Origin of the sequence: Paenibacillus silviterrae, assembly GCF_030167925.1 — a bacterium.
Classification (GTDB): Bacteria; Bacillota; Bacilli; order Paenibacillales; family NBRC-103111; genus Paenibacillus_G; species Paenibacillus_G silviterrae.
Genome location: NZ_JASKUT010000001.1, coordinates 2,278,254 through 2,291,889, shown reverse-complemented (window position 1 = coordinate 2,291,889; position 13,636 = coordinate 2,278,254). Strand labels below are relative to the sequence as shown.

The window sequence follows — 13,636 nt, the reverse complement described above, 5'->3', positions numbered from 1 at the left end:
CACAGCTTGTATACTATCAGCGTATGAGATTCGGACAACCGTCATGACATATTGCTTGGGAAAATGTCAGGTTTCTGTTACAATGAGGAGGGCTTGTCTTTCCTGCGGGGGGATAGGCGCATATTTCAACTGGAGTGTGTCAAGTGGATTACCTTCTGCAGCTTATCGAGCATTATGGTTATATTGCCTTATATTGCCTTTTGGCGCTTGGAATTGTCGGCATTCCCGTTCCCGACGAAATATTGATGACAACGGTCGGCTCTTTAACGACGGGTGAGGATCCCTTGTTATCTTACAGCACTTCATTTCTAGTGTGCTACGCAGGAACGATGACCGGCATGCTGGTCAGCTATACGCTGGGCAAGCGGGTCGGCAAGCCGTTTCTGTACCGGTTTGGCAAATGGGTGAAGCTTACTCCGCAGCGGCTGCTCATCGCAGAGGGATGGTTTCAGAAATACGGACTGTGGGCTGTAGCCTTCGGGTATTACGTGCCGGGCTTTCGTCATTTCACCTGTTACTTGGCGGGCGTAAGCAACGTGAAGCTTTGGCGTTATCTTTTGTTTGCCGGCAGCGGAGCGTTCGTATGGGTGCTTACCTTTTTGTCCTTGGGCCATTTTATCGGAATTAATGCACCGATCGTGCTTGACGTCATTCATCAATATATGGGCGTTAGTATTCCTATTATTCTTCTGGTTATCGGTATTATCGGCTATCTGCTGTGGCGTAGACACAAAAAACGGACCTACTTTAAACTGTAAAAAAACAAAGCCTTGGCGGCCCACTTAGAGGGGAACCAAGGCTTTTTACTATTCGGCAAACAGTTTAATGGAATTGACGGTCTGCGTTTTGGGGTCCAGGTCCAGCTTAAGAATTGCACCCGAGGCTTTGTAAGTAATGACGAGTCCGGTGGTTGAATGCGGCTTGCCAAGCGCTTCCTGTACCTCGCTTACCGTCCCGCCGAGCCGCAGTCCCCCGAGTCCGGGATCAAGCTCTTTGCTTCTTACATCGATAAACTCGACCTTCTTCTCCGTAGAGAAGCCGATCAGGAAGTCCTTGTAATCATATACGGTTATCGGGTCGGCCTCTTCATCCATGACGAACTGCTCCTTCGGCTTGCCGAATTTCTCTTCCACGGTGGCGGAGGAGGTTTTCAAAGTAAGGCCGAGCAGGGTAGGCTTCGCTTGGGTATAAGGCTCGCTGATGTCGATTTTCGGTTTGCTTGGTTTGGAGGCTTCTCCGGTTACGCCTTGCTCCGTCTTGGGCGGCGTTTCGGTGCTCGCCAGCGTTACTTTATCATGAGGCTGCTCGGCTGTTGCTTCCGGCTCCTTCGTTACGGGCAGCGTACTTGCACTCGGTGTCGGAGTCGGCAGTGCAGGCTCCGTTACCGCTTGCGGCGGCTTCTCTACCGAAAGAACGGGCTGCTTCTCCATACACCCCGTCAAGAGAGTGGAGCTCATCCATAATACGGATGTCAAACCGATCCAGGCTTTGTGTATGGTCATCCCGATCTTCCTTTCCGTTTCAACTTTCGCTGGGTTAACCTTATCCATCATACTCCGTCAGGTAGCACTTCACAAAGGGCAAATAGGGGCAAATCCAGCCAAATACCGTGAAAATGCGGCATTTTCATTTTCAAGATGCTTCGTTCGCGCCGCCAGACCATGTTTCATTGTTTCTATATAGAATAGACGGTTTTTTTTCAAGAAAGTTTCATTTTTTGAAAGAAAAAATAGACAACACTTGAAACACGCTTTGCCGTTATGATAAGTTTACGACAAAGGTTTGCAGATGGAGGCTGGATAGATGGATTTGTTGAAGAAAAAAATTCAAGAGGTTGGCGTCGTGGTTTCAAGCGAAGTGATCAAGCTGGATGCGATCCTGAATCATGCGGTGGATCCGGTGCTTACGACAGCGATGGGCAAGGAATTCGCCAGACTGTTTCGGGAGGAGCGGGTGACGAAAATTTTGACGATTGAATCGTCGGGTATTCCGATTGCGTTCGCAGCTGCTCAGGAGCTGGGCGTTCCCTTGGTTTTCGCACGCCGGAAGAAGACGCTGAATACGGACACCGAAACGTACTGCGAACGAGTACCTTCGTTCACGAAGGGCTTTGTTACTGATATTATGGTTGCGAAGGAATTCCTGAATGAGACGGACCGCGTGCTGCTCATCGACGATTTTATTGCCAACGGCGATGCCGCGCGCGGATTAATCCGCATCATTCGCCGATCCGGAGCTGCCCTGGTAGGGGTAGGCATTGCAGTGGAAAAATCATTCCAAGCCGGCGGACGGACCATCCGGGAATCCGGCGTAAGGGTGGAATCGCTCGCTAAAATCGCCTCGCTGGAAGGCGGCAAAATCAGCTTTGAATAATTGGCACCCATGGGGGCCTAGCAACATTTGCATTGCTTATTTCCGAATGCAAAGCCTTCCCACCCTGCTGTTTTTCCTATATAATTGTACTCAAGCAACCGGGGTAAGCAATAATTTCATTACTCGGCGATCATGGAGGAGGGCATTACGATGGGGAAAGAGATACCGGCGGATTTTTTTACGACCAAATTAATGGAGGCCAAAGTTCATTTCGAACGTGCCCTTGATTGTAAGCATACAGAGTTTGATGACCTGTATCCCTATATGATTGAGCATCCCCAATTTTTTTGGTATAAGCGCTACGTTGCATGGTCGGAGCTGTTAACCGTTGTCAAGCTTTGCAAAGAGCTGGACATTGCGTGGGAGGATCAGTTCTCTACGCAGCAGATCGAGTACATTAACCGTCGTGTGATGTCCAGCAAGGTACTGGATTACTGGTTCGAAACGAATGACTCTCGCGAGCACGTCGGGTAAACCGCACTTATATAATGAAACCTGTAGACTGTCGCCGATAGGCGAAGACTACAGGTTTTTCTTTTTGCCTATACCCAGCGTTCATTGCTTCCACTCTCATCGAAATCTTTGCCAAAGGCTGTACCGCCGAGCACATTCATGCTTTCAATATGCTTGCGCGTCTCCGGAGTTCCCAGCTCGTGGAGCTTCCGATAGATAGCCGTCAGATTGAAGTCGTAGATGTCGTTCTCCTTGTCCCGATGATATTCCCTGTAGGGGATGTGGGAGCGGAAGGCCGTAGCTTGCTGCGCTTCAGATGCCTCCTCGAACAATTCCTGCAGCTGGTCGATCTCCTCCTCGGTAGCTTCGATTTCAAATTCGTAATTGCCGATCATGTCTTCCGGCTCTAGAATTTCTCCGCTTCCTACGGCAATATAGTAGGTTTTCTTATCCATTCGGGGCTCACTCCCAGTCCTGTAGTCCATTCGGTTTTATTGTGTCCCGAATTTGGTGTATTCTTAACATAGGCGCTATAAACAAGTTTATCCAAAGGAGGAGACCTATCGATGTTGACCGATGAACAGCTGGATGCATTTCGTGTGGCAGGTACGCTGGTTCGTGTGATAAGGGATGCCGATCTGGCCAATGATGTGAAGGGCTATGTCGTCGCCTGGGATGATCAATCCATGCTGATCCGAAGGCCCAATCGCCGGGTGCTGAAGCTGAATCGCTCCTATTACGTGCAGCCTTTTGCCGAGCCGAGAGCGGAGCTGTGGACGCCACAGGGAGAATGAATCGATATTCCCTGGGACATCCTACTTCGTAGTTGATGGTTTGGGAGGAATGGCTGTGAGCTATGGATTGCCGAATGACTTTATTGAGCTGAGCGATCATTATGTGCTGAGGGTGCAGGCCACAGCTGACGGGGCATATGAAGGACAGGTCATTATGCTGAATCCGGCTCGTCCCGGAACGGGGACGCATCTGTTTCAAGTGCAGGCAGAGCCGGACGTCTCGTCGTTAACTTCGGCAGCCCAGCAGGGACTGCGAGCGTTGCACGAGGGCTGATTTTAACGCTGCCGCCGAAGCTTTTACATACAATTAACATAGGGGCTGAACCTCGTTGACATTTCGGTTGTAAGCTGTGATTAAACACAGAAACCGGGAGTGTGAGTCATGATGACGGCGAGGTATGACGAAGTGGAAGTACATATTTATCAGCTGAATAATTATCGCAGGGACCACTGGGGAGTGTATTCGGGAGAGCCGGTTACGGACCCGGCAAGATTTCACTTGGCGCACACCTCCAAAAGGCTGCAGCGGACAGGCTGCTCAGCTCATGAAGTGCTGGAGGCATTGTGGGCGGATATCCACACATGGTCACGATTTCACGCGGACATTGCGCTGCAATATATGGGGGTTGACTTGTTCGCAAGTGACGTTGTGGTCGTGAGGAATGTGGCCTATCTTCGGAAAGCCGAGGGCTGGCAGAGGCTGGATTGGGATGAGTTCCTTGCCCGGACAAGCCCATCGAAAGATCGCTTGATTATGGTAGGCTAGTAGTTTGGGGGTCCTGCGGGACCTTTTTTTCGTTAGCGGCCCTGAAGCAAAGCGGAAAGAAGCACCAGCAGACCGAGCGTAGCCAGCATACCGATGCCGATAAAGGCAAGTCCGCCGACGATCAAGAGCAGTCCCGGAAAGACCAAGCAGATCACGATGGTCAGCCCGACGATCCCGAAGAGCGTCCTTAAGGTTAGCTTGCACAGATTCCATAGAAGCAAGGCCAGCAGTACCCCGCCGGCTAGTTGAACGACAGCCATCCGAATTCCCCCTTCGTTCTACGATATGCTTCCATTCGCCTGGCAAGAACAACTTTGGCATAGGATAAGCTCCTTCCGCATATGCTGTATTCCATACTTTGTCTCATTAGAGAGAGGAGGCCGACCTTATGGTAAGGGAAGGTTCCGCTTTGAAGGGAACGGTATACGGCATCTTGTTTACCATCCCATTCTGGGCTTTGATTGTTTGGGGTGTGTGGAGCTGGCTGCACTAGCCATATTTATTGTGAAAAAGGGTTTGACTTCGATCGGAAACGGTGATATTATACTTCTTGTCCCCTTGAAAGGGTCGCAGGTGTAAATGAGAATATGCGGTCATGGCGGAATTGGCAGACGCGCTAGATTCAGGTTCTAGTGGTAGCAATACCGTGGAGGTTCGAGTCCTCTTGACCGCATTCCTTTCTTACTTATTTCAGCGAATACCTTGCATGGCGCACATACGCGGTCGTGGCGGAATTGGCAGACGCGCTAGATTCAGGTTCTAGTGGTGTAACAGCCGTGGAGGTTCGAGTCCTCTCGACCGCATCCGATTTGCAACGATCAACCACTTGCTATCATTAGATATCAAGTGGTTTTTTCATTTCATACGAGAGGAAGACCGGATAGATCATGAGAATTCGAATGGCAAGCTTAGAGGACGTCCCGGCGATCCTGGATATTTATAATGAAGCCGTATTGCATACCGTAGCCACTTTCGATACCGTACCCAGAACGCTGGAGCAGCAGCTGGAGTGGTTCGGCAAGCATGGTGCGATGTATCCTGTGCTTGTCGCCGAGCAGGAGGGAGCTGTGATCGGCTGGGCTTCGTTAAACCAATATTCGGACCGATTGGCCTATGCGAGAACGGCGGAGCTGTCGCTATACATCATGGAGGGCCAACGGGGGAAGGGCACCGGACGAGCGCTGCTGGGCGCGGTGCTGGAGGCCGGTAAAGCCGGCGGGCTGCATACCGTCTTATCCCGCATCGTGGAGGGCAATGATACCAGCATCCATTTGCACCGTGCCTTTGGCTTCGATCTGGTGGGTACCATGCGCCAAGTGGGCTTCAAATTCGACCGCTTGCTGGATGTAGTATTGATGCAGAAGATGCTTTGAATAAGAAGAGCCTGAGGCGGCCGCCTCAGGCTCTTCTCTGGCTTAGTGAAAATCGACATCGATCCGCTGGCGATTCGTCGGCTTAGCCTTCGGCATCCGGATTTCGAGGATCCCGTTGCGGTACGAGGCGGTTGCGCCTTCCGTCTGTACTTCGACCGGCAGGCTGACCGAGCGGTGGAAGCGGCCTGTGTATCGTTCGGTACGGTGCATCTGCTCTTCCTTGATCTCGTTTGAGCGGCTGATCTGGCCGGAGATGGTAAGCATGCCGCGCTCCATCTGGATGTCTACGTCCTCCTTGCGTTCCAGACCGGCGATTTCGCAATGCGCGACCACCTCATTATCGGTCTGATACACGTCCATTCTAGGGGCACCGAATTCCTGCTGGAAGCCGAAGGTCGACGGAAAGCCTCCTCCGAGCATCCGGTCCAGGTCTCGGCGCCATTGCTCTACTTGACGGAACGGTTCGAATGGAAGTAAAGGCATCGTAGTTCCTCCTGTTCAAGATGAGTAATAGGTAAGGCTGTTACAGGTTAGATATGTCGCAAACGGAAGGGAATTATCCATGCAAAGTTTGGCTGTTCCGTCAGAAGGAGTCAGGCTATCGCCTTGACTCGTTTTTCACGTAACGTTATAATGTAAGTTATGCTAGAACTGGCAACGGAAGCTTACGGGGCACCCCTGATGGGGTGCTTTTTTACCTAGACTGCAGCCGAGTTCTTTACCGGTATCGGATGAAAGGGGAACCTTATGATGGATGTAAAACAATTGCTTGCCGACCAGCTGGCGGCTCAAGTCCCGAGCTTGAGCGTAGCGGAGCTGGCCGATCTGATCGAATACCCGCCTAACCCTCAAATGGGGGATCTTTCTCTTCCTTGCTTCAAGCTGAGCAAGCAGCTTCGCAAGTCGCCGCAGGTCATTGCCGAGGAGCTTAAGTCGAGCTTCCAAGCGCATCCTGCATTTGGCGAAGCGCAAGCCGTCGCCGGCTACTTCAACATCTTCCTGGACCGCAGCTGGTTCGCAGCGGAGGTGCTGAAGGAGGTGCTGGAGAAGCGGGAGCGGTACGGCTCGCAAAATATCGGACAAGGACGGAACGTTGTAATCGACTTCTCCTCGCCGAACATCGCGAAGACATTTCACATCGGACATTTGCGTTCTACGGTGATCGGTAATGCGTTATATAAAATTTTTGAGTTTCTGGGCTATAACTCGGTCGGCGTGAATCACCTCGGAGATTGGGGAACCCAATTCGGCAAGCTGATCGTCGCTTACAAGATGTTCGGAGATAAAGCGGCGGTCGAGGCCGAAGGAATTTCGGAGCTGCAGCGCATTTACGTGAAGTTTCACGATGAGGCGGATGCGCGGCCGGAGCTGGAGGACGAAGCCAGAGCCTGGTTCGTGAAGCTGGAGCAGGGCGATCAAGAGGCGCAGGAGCTGTGGCGCTGGTTCGTGGACATCAGCTTGAAGGAATTCGAGAAGATGTACGACCTGCTGGGTGTGAAGTTTGATTCCTATCGTGGAGAAAGCTTCTATGTAGACAAGGTGCCTGCGGTCATTGAAGAGCTGACGGAGAAGAAGCTGCTTGAAGAGGATGAAGGAGCGACGATCGTTCGTTTGGATGCATTCGATATGCCTCCTGTGCTGATCTTCAAGAAGGACGGCAGCACGCTGTACCATACCCGCGATATCGCTGCCGCTTTGTTCCGCAAGAAAGAATACGATTTCGAAAAGTGCGTCTATGTAACGGATGCAGGTCAAAGCCTGCACTTCAAGCAATGGTTCAAGGTCATCGAGCTGATGGGCTACGAATGGGCTTCGCAGCTTCAGCATGTGCCGTTCGGCAAGGTGAGTCTGGAGGGCGCGAAGCTGTCCACGCGTAAAGGGAACGTCATTCACCTGGAGGAACTGCTCGGCAAAGCGATTGAGAAGACCCGCGAAATCATCGAGCAGAAAAATCCGTCCATGCCGAACAAGGATGAAGTGGCCCGCAAGGTCGGCGTCGGGGCGATCATCTTCAACGATCTGAGCAACAACCGGATCAAGGATATCGTATTCTCCTGGGAGGAAGCCTTGAATTTCGAGGGCGAGACAGGGCCTTATGTCCAGTATACCCATGCGAGAGCAAGCCGTGTGCTGCGCAAATCGAATGATGACGTCTCGGATGCATTCGATCTGGCTGCGGATCAGCTGCATACGGAGCATCTTCACAACCCTGAGGCTCAGGCTGTGCTCAAGGAGCTGTACCTGTTTAAAGAGCGGGTAGAGCAGGCGATGCATAAGCTGGAGCCGTCGATCGTCAGCCGATACTTGGTCGATCTGGCGCAGCGTTTTAATCATTTTTATCATGAGTGTCCGATTCTTAAGGTGGAGGATGCTTCACTGCGCGCGGCACGCTTGGCTATTGTCAAGGCGGTTCAAATCACCCTGCGCAACGGTCTGGCCTTGATCGGTCTGGACGCACCGGAAGAAGTCTAATGATACACAGCCATACCTGCTTATCTGCCGCTCAGCGGCGGAAGCAGGTTTTTTTGTTTGCGCGGAAGTGGAATGGGCCATAATGGGAAAGGGAGGTGCTTAGTCATGGCAAAAAGCGATGAACTGGTCAAATATGTCACGCAGCGGGTCGTTCAATATATCGAAATGCCGAAGGAGGTTCGCAAGCAGGTGCGGGCCACTCAGCGTGAGGGACGCGAGCACTGGGAAACCCGGTGGTTCGGGATGCTTCCGTTGGCGCTGCGTATGTGGACGAAGCCTTTGAGGCATCGGCTGGCGAGGGACAAGCAGGATGAATAAGACGGAAAATAAAAAAGGAAAAGCTTCTCAGCTCCTTTCGGAGGGATTGGGAAGCTTTTCTATATAGGGAAAAGGAGGAGAAAAACCTAAGGGAAGAAATAACCTGCGGCATCCATCGCTTCAAACGGCAGGAACCGTTCGTCGTCCTGGTGAACCCGCAAATACCGGCTGCTGTCGGACCATTCCTGGAAGCCGGTAACGGCAAGCGGAACGGTAATCCGTCCGTCAAACAGCTCCGCTGCGAAGGTGAGTCTCCGCTGACTTACCAGGTCAGCTTTCAGTTCCTGATAAGGATGATGTACCTGCACGCCCGTTTCGTCCGGCTCCACTACCCACGGCAGCTTCGCATAAGGATCGAACGGTGCGGTCGTACCAGTTTCTATTATTGTATGCGCAGGCTCCGGTTTTGTGAACGCATTCATGGAGCCGGACAACATCGATTCTTGGAGAACGTCTTTGGTCAGAGGCAGCAGCTCGCCGGTCTTGGCGTCGATGTATAGCGGCTCGCCGGAGTTGCCTTCTAATGTCAGCTCCCATACCGCCTGCAGCGGACTGACATACCATCTAACTAAGGAGGAAGGGATAAGTTCCTGCTGCATCAAGGTTTGATACAGCGTTTGTAAGCTGAAGAGCGGATAATCGCCGTTGCCGTATTCCGTTAACTGATACGTTCCCTCTTGCGAGGCGTGGACGATCATATAGCCGATTTCTTGGCCGTTTGATTTAACCAGAATGACCCAGCCATGGGAGCCCGGACCTAGCGGGTAGCTTGTCCACGTAGCTTGCTGCCAAGACTCGAAGCCCTTCTGTGCGGCAAGCTGCTGAAAGAACCGATTCACCGCTTCATTCAGCGAGGGGGCTGCGGGCAGCTGCTCATTCGGCGGGAGCGCCTTTTGGACGGCTTGCTGTATGGCCTGCTGCTGCGAAGATACGGAAGGCACCGCCTCCGGCACAGCCGAGGAGGTGGGCGGCCACACTGCCAGGAGGCTTGTCCCCAGCAGCAAAACAGCCAGCCGCATCGCTTGAAATTTCATCATGGTTCACCTGCTTGCGTTTGGATTTGGTGGGTAAAGGCCCTGGCCCTATGCGCTTGCCGGCGAGAATATGCCTTTATTGTAAATCATATGCCGGTAAAAAGTTTGTTAGAACTTGTAGGCGGCTCCAAAAAAGTTTTCCCTATATTGTGCGTTTGTTCGCACATTTCGCCAGGAGTTCGCTAGGAGATGGCTCCATTCGCAGCCGGGAAATGAAACAAACCGCAGTTGATGACGGAAATGTGGATCCGCGGCTGGTACTGCCATTCGATCTCTTGCTCGCGGCCTTGATATTGGGCTTCGATTTCCGGCCTTTGTTCTTCCTCAGCAGCCTGCAGCAATGGCTCATAGTAGGCTCGGATTCGATCCAGCTCGTCTTGAAGACGCAGATTTGCCTCCTCCGCCCAACGATGGTCATATCCGCTCAGCTTTTGCTCCAGATGCTCCTCCAGGAACAGGACAGCGCGCTGCAAAGCGATCTTATCCGGTGTGACATACACGTGATTCGGCAGTCGGGGTGTCATTTTCTTCGTACGGATGCTATCGTGAAACCTTTCTCGAATTTCTCCGGTTTGCAGATGGATCCCGATGGAATGGATCTCGCTTCGCTTCATGTCGCAGGCGAGCTCTACCTTAAAGTTCACGGCAAACCAGGATTCGTAGGGCTTTGTCGGCGCGTTCTTCGGCTGCTCCGGCACATAAGCCTCGAACAACCGGACGAACCTTCCTTTGCTTCGGACGGCAGCGAAGATTTGCTCGAGCCTGCGGCTCCCGAAGGTCAGCTCGTCCCGCGGGATCCGGGCAGTGAAGCTGGTCGGCACGAAGCCGAAGTAGCGGCCGAGAATGCTGTCTCCTTGCTGCGGCGGAGTGCCGGGCGCGGGCTGTCCCGATGCAACGACCGGCTGACCGGGCGCCGCCGGTGCTGTTTGCGGGGCAGCGGCAGGCTGGACAGGGGCCATGCCTGGCGGCGCGGCCGCTGGAGCCATGCCGGGCATCATGCCCTGGGGCTGAGGGTGCAGCTCGCGGTAGGCTTCGGGCTCGAAGATGAGGGTGCAGGTCATCGTTTCCGGCGTTACGCCGGTCCGCTCGACGAAGCTCCAGTAGTAAGGGCGATGATTCAAGTCCTTATCCGCGGAAGGGGAGAGCTTGACCGTCACATAAGCAGGGTGCTTCTCGACAATGTCGCATTGCTCCGCCTCCAGATAACGCATCACATAGCTTCGAATGTGCTCCGTTTGCATCATGGACGAGTGTCCTCCCTTCCCTCGGCCACGGTTTGACCTACCGCATTCAGCATGGTAGCCAGGCGGCCCGTTTCCGAGGCTTCCTGCTCATACTCATCCTTCACTTCATAGAAGGAGCGTCCGAGATCATCCATCTGCTTACGAATATCGTCTTCGCTGCTCGAGGTGAGAATGAGCTTCGCGAGATGAGTCTCCAGCGACGTCTTCTTCTCGAAGCGTTCCAGAATCGTGTCCAGTCCTCCGATGACGAGCTCGAACATGTTGATTTTTTCATGAAGGAGGTTCAGGATATGTTCCTCGATCGTTCCAGTCGTTGACAAATTATAGATCTTCACATCATCCTTCTGCCCGAGACGATGAACGCGGCCGATCCTTTGTTCCACGCGCATCGGGTTCCACGGCAAATCGAAGTTGATCATATGGCTGCAGAACTGCAGATTGATCCCCTCGCCGCCGGCTTCTGTCGCTATCAGCACCTGGGCGCGGTTGCGGAACAGATCCATCATCCAGTCCTTTTTGCCCCGGTTCATGCCGCCGCGGTAAGGGACCGCCGTTATTTTGTGTTCTTTCAAATATTGAAGCAGGTATTCCTGAGAGGCTCGGTATTCCGTAAAAATAATGACCTTATCATTGATCTGCTGAATCAATTCGATGACTTTATTCGCCTTCGTGTTCGCCTTGATGCTTCGAATGAGCTCGACGAGCTCCCAGATTTTGGCCCGGAGGGGAGAATCCTCAGCCGTTTTCTTGAACAGGTTCACGAGGGTGATAAACACGGCGTCACGGCTTGAGCACACCTCCCGCTGAAGCGTCACCAGCGCCAGAATGCTGCTGATATCGCCGGCAGCATCCTCGTAACGTCCCTTGACGAAGTTCGTGACGCCGTCGTAAAGCGCTTGCTCCTCCGGAGAGAGCTGAAGCGGGATGTTGCGGACGATCCGCTTCGTGAAATTCACGTTGCCGTCGCTGCGGCGGTTGCGGATCATGACCTTGGACAGCTCCTGCTGCAGCTGATCCTCGTTCTTCGGAACGCGCTTATCGACCACGAAGTTGGCTTGGAAGCTCGTTTGTCCTCCTAACTGGCCGGGCTTCAGCAGGGTGATTAGGTTGTACAGCTCCTTCAGGTCGTTCTGCACCGGGGTGGCGGTCAGAAGGAGACAATATTTTTTGCGAAGCTCATTTATAAATTTATAGTTGGTTGTTTTCTTGTTCTTCAGCTTGTGCGCCTCGTCTACGATCAGCATGTCGTACTCGAGTCCGAGCACGATGTCTCTATGAGGATCGCGCTTGGCGGTATCCATAGAGGCTACGACGATATCATTCGATGCCCACATGTATTCCTTCTTCTGCGCTACGGCGGGGATGCCGAACTTCTGATTCAGCTCCCGGACCCATTGCAGCACAAGGGAGGCGGGGACAAGAATAAGGGCTTTGGTCACCAGCCCGCGGATCATGTATTCTTTTAATATAAGGCCGGCTTCGATCGTCTTACCGAGTCCCACCTCATCGGCAAGTATGGCGCGTCCCCGCATCTCGGTGAGCACCTTCTTGGCCGTATCGATCTGATGGTCCATCGGTACCAGATTCGGGAGGTGAGTAAGGCACTGGAGCTCGTCGAAGCTGCGGATCAGCGCCGATTCCTCCGCTTCATAGGCAAGCTGGAACATGGTCCAATCGTCCCAAGGGCCGTTTTTCATCGCTCTGGCGTGCAGCTCCTCGAACCACTCTCTGTCAAAATGAAGCTGCACATGGTCGTTCAGTTGTCGCACGTGTTCTTTTGACTGGGTTGATTTCATCGGTGCACTCCTTTGCGGTCTGCGGATATCTATCAGAGTTAAAATTTAGTATGTACGAAAAGGGCGGCTTTCAAACCAAACGCGAATGCATTATGATGATAGGTAGCGTTCTGCCTTTTTGGCAGGAGGTGCGGTAAGCAGGACAGAAGGAGTGAGCAGATTATGAAGGAAGAGGTATGGCGTTTGGTCGATTCGGGAGCATGCTCTCCCGCTTATAATATGGCGCTGGACGAAGCGATTCTTACCGCGCACAGTGAAGGCTTGGTGCCTCCGACCGTCAGATTCTACGGCTGGTCGCCTGCGTCGCTATCGATCGGGTATTTTCAGAAGGCGGAAGGGGAAGTAGATCTTGAGCGCGTGGAGCGGGAGGGGCTCGGCTTCGTGCGAAGACCGACCGGCGGCCGTGCGGTGCTGCACGATCGGGAGCTGACGTACAGCATCATCGTGGCTGAGAGCTATCCGGGGATTCCGCGAGGAGTAACGGAGGCCTACCGGGTGTTAAGCGAAGGGCTGCTGCTCGGCTTCCGGCACCTGGGGCTGGATGCTGCGATGGTGTCCTTGGCGTCGGAGGAGGAGCAGCGTCAGTACGCGTCGATGGGCTCGGCGGCTTGCTTCGATTCGCCTTCATGGTACGAGCTGGTTGTGGAAGGCAGGAAGGTGGCCGGCAGTGCGCAAACCCGGCAAAAGGGTGTGGTGCTGCAGCATGGCTCGATTCTCCTCGAGCTGGATGTAGAGCAGCTGTTCGGACTGCTTCGGTTCCCGAGTGAGCGGGTGATGGAGAGGATGAAACAGCAATTTGTTAAAAAGGCTGTCGCGATCAACGATATCCTGAGGGACCTAGGTCGCCCGGCGGTGGAGCTGGATCAAGTGAAGGAATCGTTTGAGAGAGGGTTAGCCGAGGGGCTGAACGTTCGGTTCGAGCGGGAAGATCCGACCTCGTACGAGGTGGAGCTGGCGGAGCAGCTTACGGCGGAAAAATACGGACATGCGGAGTGGAACCTTCGGAGGTAGCC

Annotated in this window: 17 protein-coding genes and 2 tRNA genes; 12 read left to right on the top strand and 7 right to left on the bottom strand. The window is 53.3% G+C overall.

All coding sequences use genetic code 11. From position 1 onward, the window contains the following. Nucleotides 1–143 precede the first annotated feature (143 nt). On the top strand, nucleotides 144–758 hold the full coding sequence (locus QMO62_RS10235; protein ID WP_284640853.1) for a DedA family protein: 615 nt from the start codon (nucleotides 144–146) through the stop codon (nucleotides 756–758). 48 nt (nucleotides 759–806) lie between these two features. Here QMO62_RS10235 and QMO62_RS10230 read toward each other — a convergent pair whose 3' ends face one another. Continuing rightward, a complete protein-coding gene (locus tag QMO62_RS10230; RefSeq protein WP_284640851.1) occupies nucleotides 807–1,502 on the bottom strand; it encodes a DUF4309 domain-containing protein in 696 nt (231 codons plus the stop codon). Nucleotides 1,503–1,803: 301 nt separating this feature from the next. Here QMO62_RS10230 and QMO62_RS10225 point away from each other — a divergent pair, with 301 nt between their 5' ends. Next, nucleotides 1,804–2,373 carry a xanthine phosphoribosyltransferase gene (locus tag QMO62_RS10225; protein ID WP_284640849.1) on the top strand — a complete coding sequence of 190 codons (570 nt, stop codon included), beginning with the start codon at nucleotides 1,804–1,806 and terminating at the stop codon, nucleotides 2,371–2,373. 150 nt (nucleotides 2,374–2,523) lie between these two features. Next, on the top strand, nucleotides 2,524–2,847 hold the full coding sequence (locus tag QMO62_RS10220) for a hypothetical protein (RefSeq protein WP_284640847.1): 324 nt from the start codon (nucleotides 2,524–2,526) through the stop codon (nucleotides 2,845–2,847). 68 nt (nucleotides 2,848–2,915) lie between these two features. Here the strand turns inward: QMO62_RS10220 and QMO62_RS10215 are convergent, their stop codons facing one another. Continuing rightward, nucleotides 2,916–3,281 carry a hypothetical protein gene (locus QMO62_RS10215; RefSeq protein ID WP_284640845.1) on the bottom strand — a complete coding sequence of 122 codons (366 nt, stop codon included), beginning with the start codon at nucleotides 3,279–3,281 and terminating at the stop codon, nucleotides 2,916–2,918. A gap of 111 nt (nucleotides 3,282–3,392) precedes the next feature. Between QMO62_RS10215 and QMO62_RS10210 the strand changes: the two genes are divergently transcribed. The 3 genes from QMO62_RS10210 to QMO62_RS10200 all read left to right on the top strand — a co-directional run bounded on the left by QMO62_RS10210 (nucleotide 3,393) and on the right by QMO62_RS10200 (nucleotide 4,386). Further along, nucleotides 3,393–3,620, top strand: coding sequence for a hypothetical protein (locus tag QMO62_RS10210; protein WP_284640844.1), 228 nt, complete (start codon nucleotides 3,393–3,395; stop codon nucleotides 3,618–3,620). Nucleotides 3,621–3,675: 55 nt separating this feature from the next. Then, nucleotides 3,676–3,894, top strand: coding sequence for a hypothetical protein (locus QMO62_RS10205; RefSeq protein WP_284640842.1), 219 nt, complete (start codon nucleotides 3,676–3,678; stop codon nucleotides 3,892–3,894). A gap of 108 nt (nucleotides 3,895–4,002) precedes the next feature. Continuing rightward, nucleotides 4,003–4,386, top strand: coding sequence for a hypothetical protein (locus QMO62_RS10200; protein WP_284640840.1), 384 nt, complete (start codon nucleotides 4,003–4,005; stop codon nucleotides 4,384–4,386). Between the two features lie 32 nt (nucleotides 4,387–4,418). Here QMO62_RS10200 and QMO62_RS10195 read toward each other — a convergent pair whose 3' ends face one another. Beyond that, nucleotides 4,419–4,646, bottom strand: coding sequence for a hypothetical protein (locus tag QMO62_RS10195; RefSeq protein WP_284640839.1), 228 nt, complete (start codon nucleotides 4,644–4,646; stop codon nucleotides 4,419–4,421). 329 nt (nucleotides 4,647–4,975) lie between these two features. Between QMO62_RS10195 and QMO62_RS10190 the strand changes: the two genes are divergently transcribed. The 3 genes from QMO62_RS10190 to QMO62_RS10180 all read left to right on the top strand — a co-directional run bounded on the left by QMO62_RS10190 (nucleotide 4,976) and on the right by QMO62_RS10180 (nucleotide 5,759). After that, a tRNA-Leu gene (locus QMO62_RS10190) sits at nucleotides 4,976–5,059 on the top strand. Nucleotides 5,060–5,105: 46 nt separating this feature from the next. Then, nucleotides 5,106–5,189 (top strand) — tRNA-Leu (locus QMO62_RS10185). A gap of 84 nt (nucleotides 5,190–5,273) precedes the next feature. Next, nucleotides 5,274–5,759, top strand: a complete 486-nt coding sequence (locus tag QMO62_RS10180) for a GNAT family N-acetyltransferase (RefSeq protein ID WP_284640837.1) — start codon at nucleotides 5,274–5,276, stop codon at nucleotides 5,757–5,759. Nucleotides 5,760–5,801: 42 nt separating this feature from the next. Here the strand turns inward: QMO62_RS10180 and QMO62_RS10175 are convergent, their stop codons facing one another. After that, nucleotides 5,802–6,242 carry an Hsp20/alpha crystallin family protein gene (locus tag QMO62_RS10175; protein ID WP_284640836.1) on the bottom strand — a complete coding sequence of 147 codons (441 nt, stop codon included), beginning with the start codon at nucleotides 6,240–6,242 and terminating at the stop codon, nucleotides 5,802–5,804. 267 nt (nucleotides 6,243–6,509) lie between these two features. On the opposite strand from QMO62_RS10175, the gene argS reads away from it, so the two are divergent. Both argS and QMO62_RS10165 read left to right on the top strand, forming a co-directional pair. Then, entirely contained in the window at nucleotides 6,510–8,231 is a 1,722-nt protein-coding gene (argS, locus tag QMO62_RS10170; protein WP_284644911.1) for an arginine--tRNA ligase, read from the top strand. A 105-nt stretch (nucleotides 8,232–8,336) separates the two neighbouring features. After that, nucleotides 8,337–8,549 (top strand): YqzE family protein, encoded by a 213-nt coding sequence (locus QMO62_RS10165; RefSeq protein ID WP_284640834.1) that lies wholly within the window; start codon nucleotides 8,337–8,339, stop codon nucleotides 8,547–8,549. A gap of 86 nt (nucleotides 8,550–8,635) precedes the next feature. Here QMO62_RS10165 and QMO62_RS10160 read toward each other — a convergent pair whose 3' ends face one another. From QMO62_RS10160 to QMO62_RS10150, 3 genes are all read right to left on the bottom strand, one after another. Continuing rightward, nucleotides 8,636–9,586 (bottom strand): glutamate--cysteine ligase family protein, encoded by a 951-nt coding sequence (locus QMO62_RS10160; RefSeq protein WP_284640832.1) that lies wholly within the window; start codon nucleotides 9,584–9,586, stop codon nucleotides 8,636–8,638. A gap of 179 nt (nucleotides 9,587–9,765) precedes the next feature. Beyond that, nucleotides 9,766–10,827 carry a YqhG family protein gene (locus QMO62_RS10155; RefSeq protein ID WP_284640830.1) on the bottom strand — a complete coding sequence of 354 codons (1,062 nt, stop codon included), beginning with the start codon at nucleotides 10,825–10,827 and terminating at the stop codon, nucleotides 9,766–9,768. After that, on the bottom strand, nucleotides 10,824–12,623 hold the full coding sequence (locus QMO62_RS10150) for a DEAD/DEAH box helicase (protein ID WP_284640828.1): 1,800 nt from the start codon (nucleotides 12,621–12,623) through the stop codon (nucleotides 10,824–10,826). The genes QMO62_RS10155 and QMO62_RS10150 overlap by 4 nt, the downstream gene beginning before the upstream one ends. Nucleotides 12,624–12,785: 162 nt before the next feature. Here QMO62_RS10150 and lipM point away from each other — a divergent pair, with 162 nt between their 5' ends. Continuing rightward, nucleotides 12,786–13,634 carry an octanoyltransferase LipM gene (lipM, locus tag QMO62_RS10145; RefSeq protein WP_284640826.1) on the top strand — a complete coding sequence of 283 codons (849 nt, stop codon included), beginning with the start codon at nucleotides 12,786–12,788 and terminating at the stop codon, nucleotides 13,632–13,634. Nucleotides 13,635–13,636 lie beyond the last annotated feature (2 nt).

What these genes read in the sequence shown, in the direction of transcription:
- QMO62_RS10230 (WP_284640851.1), bottom strand. Translation starts at nt 1,502, where the DNA reads ATGACCATACACAAAGCCTGGATCGGTTTGACATCCGTATTATGGATG.
- QMO62_RS10225 (WP_284640849.1), top strand. Translation starts at nt 1,804, where the DNA reads ATGGATTTGTTGAAGAAAAAAATTCAAGAGGTTGGCGTCGTGGTTTCA.
- QMO62_RS10220 (WP_284640847.1), top strand. Translation starts at nt 2,524, where the DNA reads ATGGGGAAAGAGATACCGGCGGATTTTTTTACGACCAAATTAATGGAG.
- QMO62_RS10215 (WP_284640845.1), bottom strand. Translation starts at nt 3,281, where the DNA reads ATGGATAAGAAAACCTACTATATTGCCGTAGGAAGCGGAGAAATTCTA.
- QMO62_RS10210 (WP_284640844.1), top strand. Translation starts at nt 3,393, where the DNA reads ATGTTGACCGATGAACAGCTGGATGCATTTCGTGTGGCAGGTACGCTG.
- QMO62_RS10200 (WP_284640840.1), top strand. Translation starts at nt 4,003, where the DNA reads ATGATGACGGCGAGGTATGACGAAGTGGAAGTACATATTTATCAGCTG.
- QMO62_RS10195 (WP_284640839.1), bottom strand. Translation starts at nt 4,646, where the DNA reads ATGGCTGTCGTTCAACTAGCCGGCGGGGTACTGCTGGCCTTGCTTCTA.
- QMO62_RS10180 (WP_284640837.1), top strand. Translation starts at nt 5,274, where the DNA reads ATGAGAATTCGAATGGCAAGCTTAGAGGACGTCCCGGCGATCCTGGAT.
- QMO62_RS10175 (WP_284640836.1), bottom strand. Translation starts at nt 6,242, where the DNA reads ATGCCTTTACTTCCATTCGAACCGTTCCGTCAAGTAGAGCAATGGCGC.
- argS (WP_284644911.1), top strand. Translation starts at nt 6,510, where the DNA reads ATGGATGTAAAACAATTGCTTGCCGACCAGCTGGCGGCTCAAGTCCCG.
- QMO62_RS10165 (WP_284640834.1), top strand. Translation starts at nt 8,337, where the DNA reads ATGGCAAAAAGCGATGAACTGGTCAAATATGTCACGCAGCGGGTCGTT.
- QMO62_RS10160 (WP_284640832.1), bottom strand. Translation starts at nt 9,586, where the DNA reads ATGATGAAATTTCAAGCGATGCGGCTGGCTGTTTTGCTGCTGGGGACA.
- QMO62_RS10155 (WP_284640830.1), bottom strand. Translation starts at nt 10,827, where the DNA reads ATGATGCAAACGGAGCACATTCGAAGCTATGTGATGCGTTATCTGGAG.
- QMO62_RS10150 (WP_284640828.1), bottom strand. Translation starts at nt 12,623, where the DNA reads ATGAAATCAACCCAGTCAAAAGAACACGTGCGACAACTGAACGACCAT.
- lipM (WP_284640826.1), top strand. Translation starts at nt 12,786, where the DNA reads ATGAAGGAAGAGGTATGGCGTTTGGTCGATTCGGGAGCATGCTCTCCC.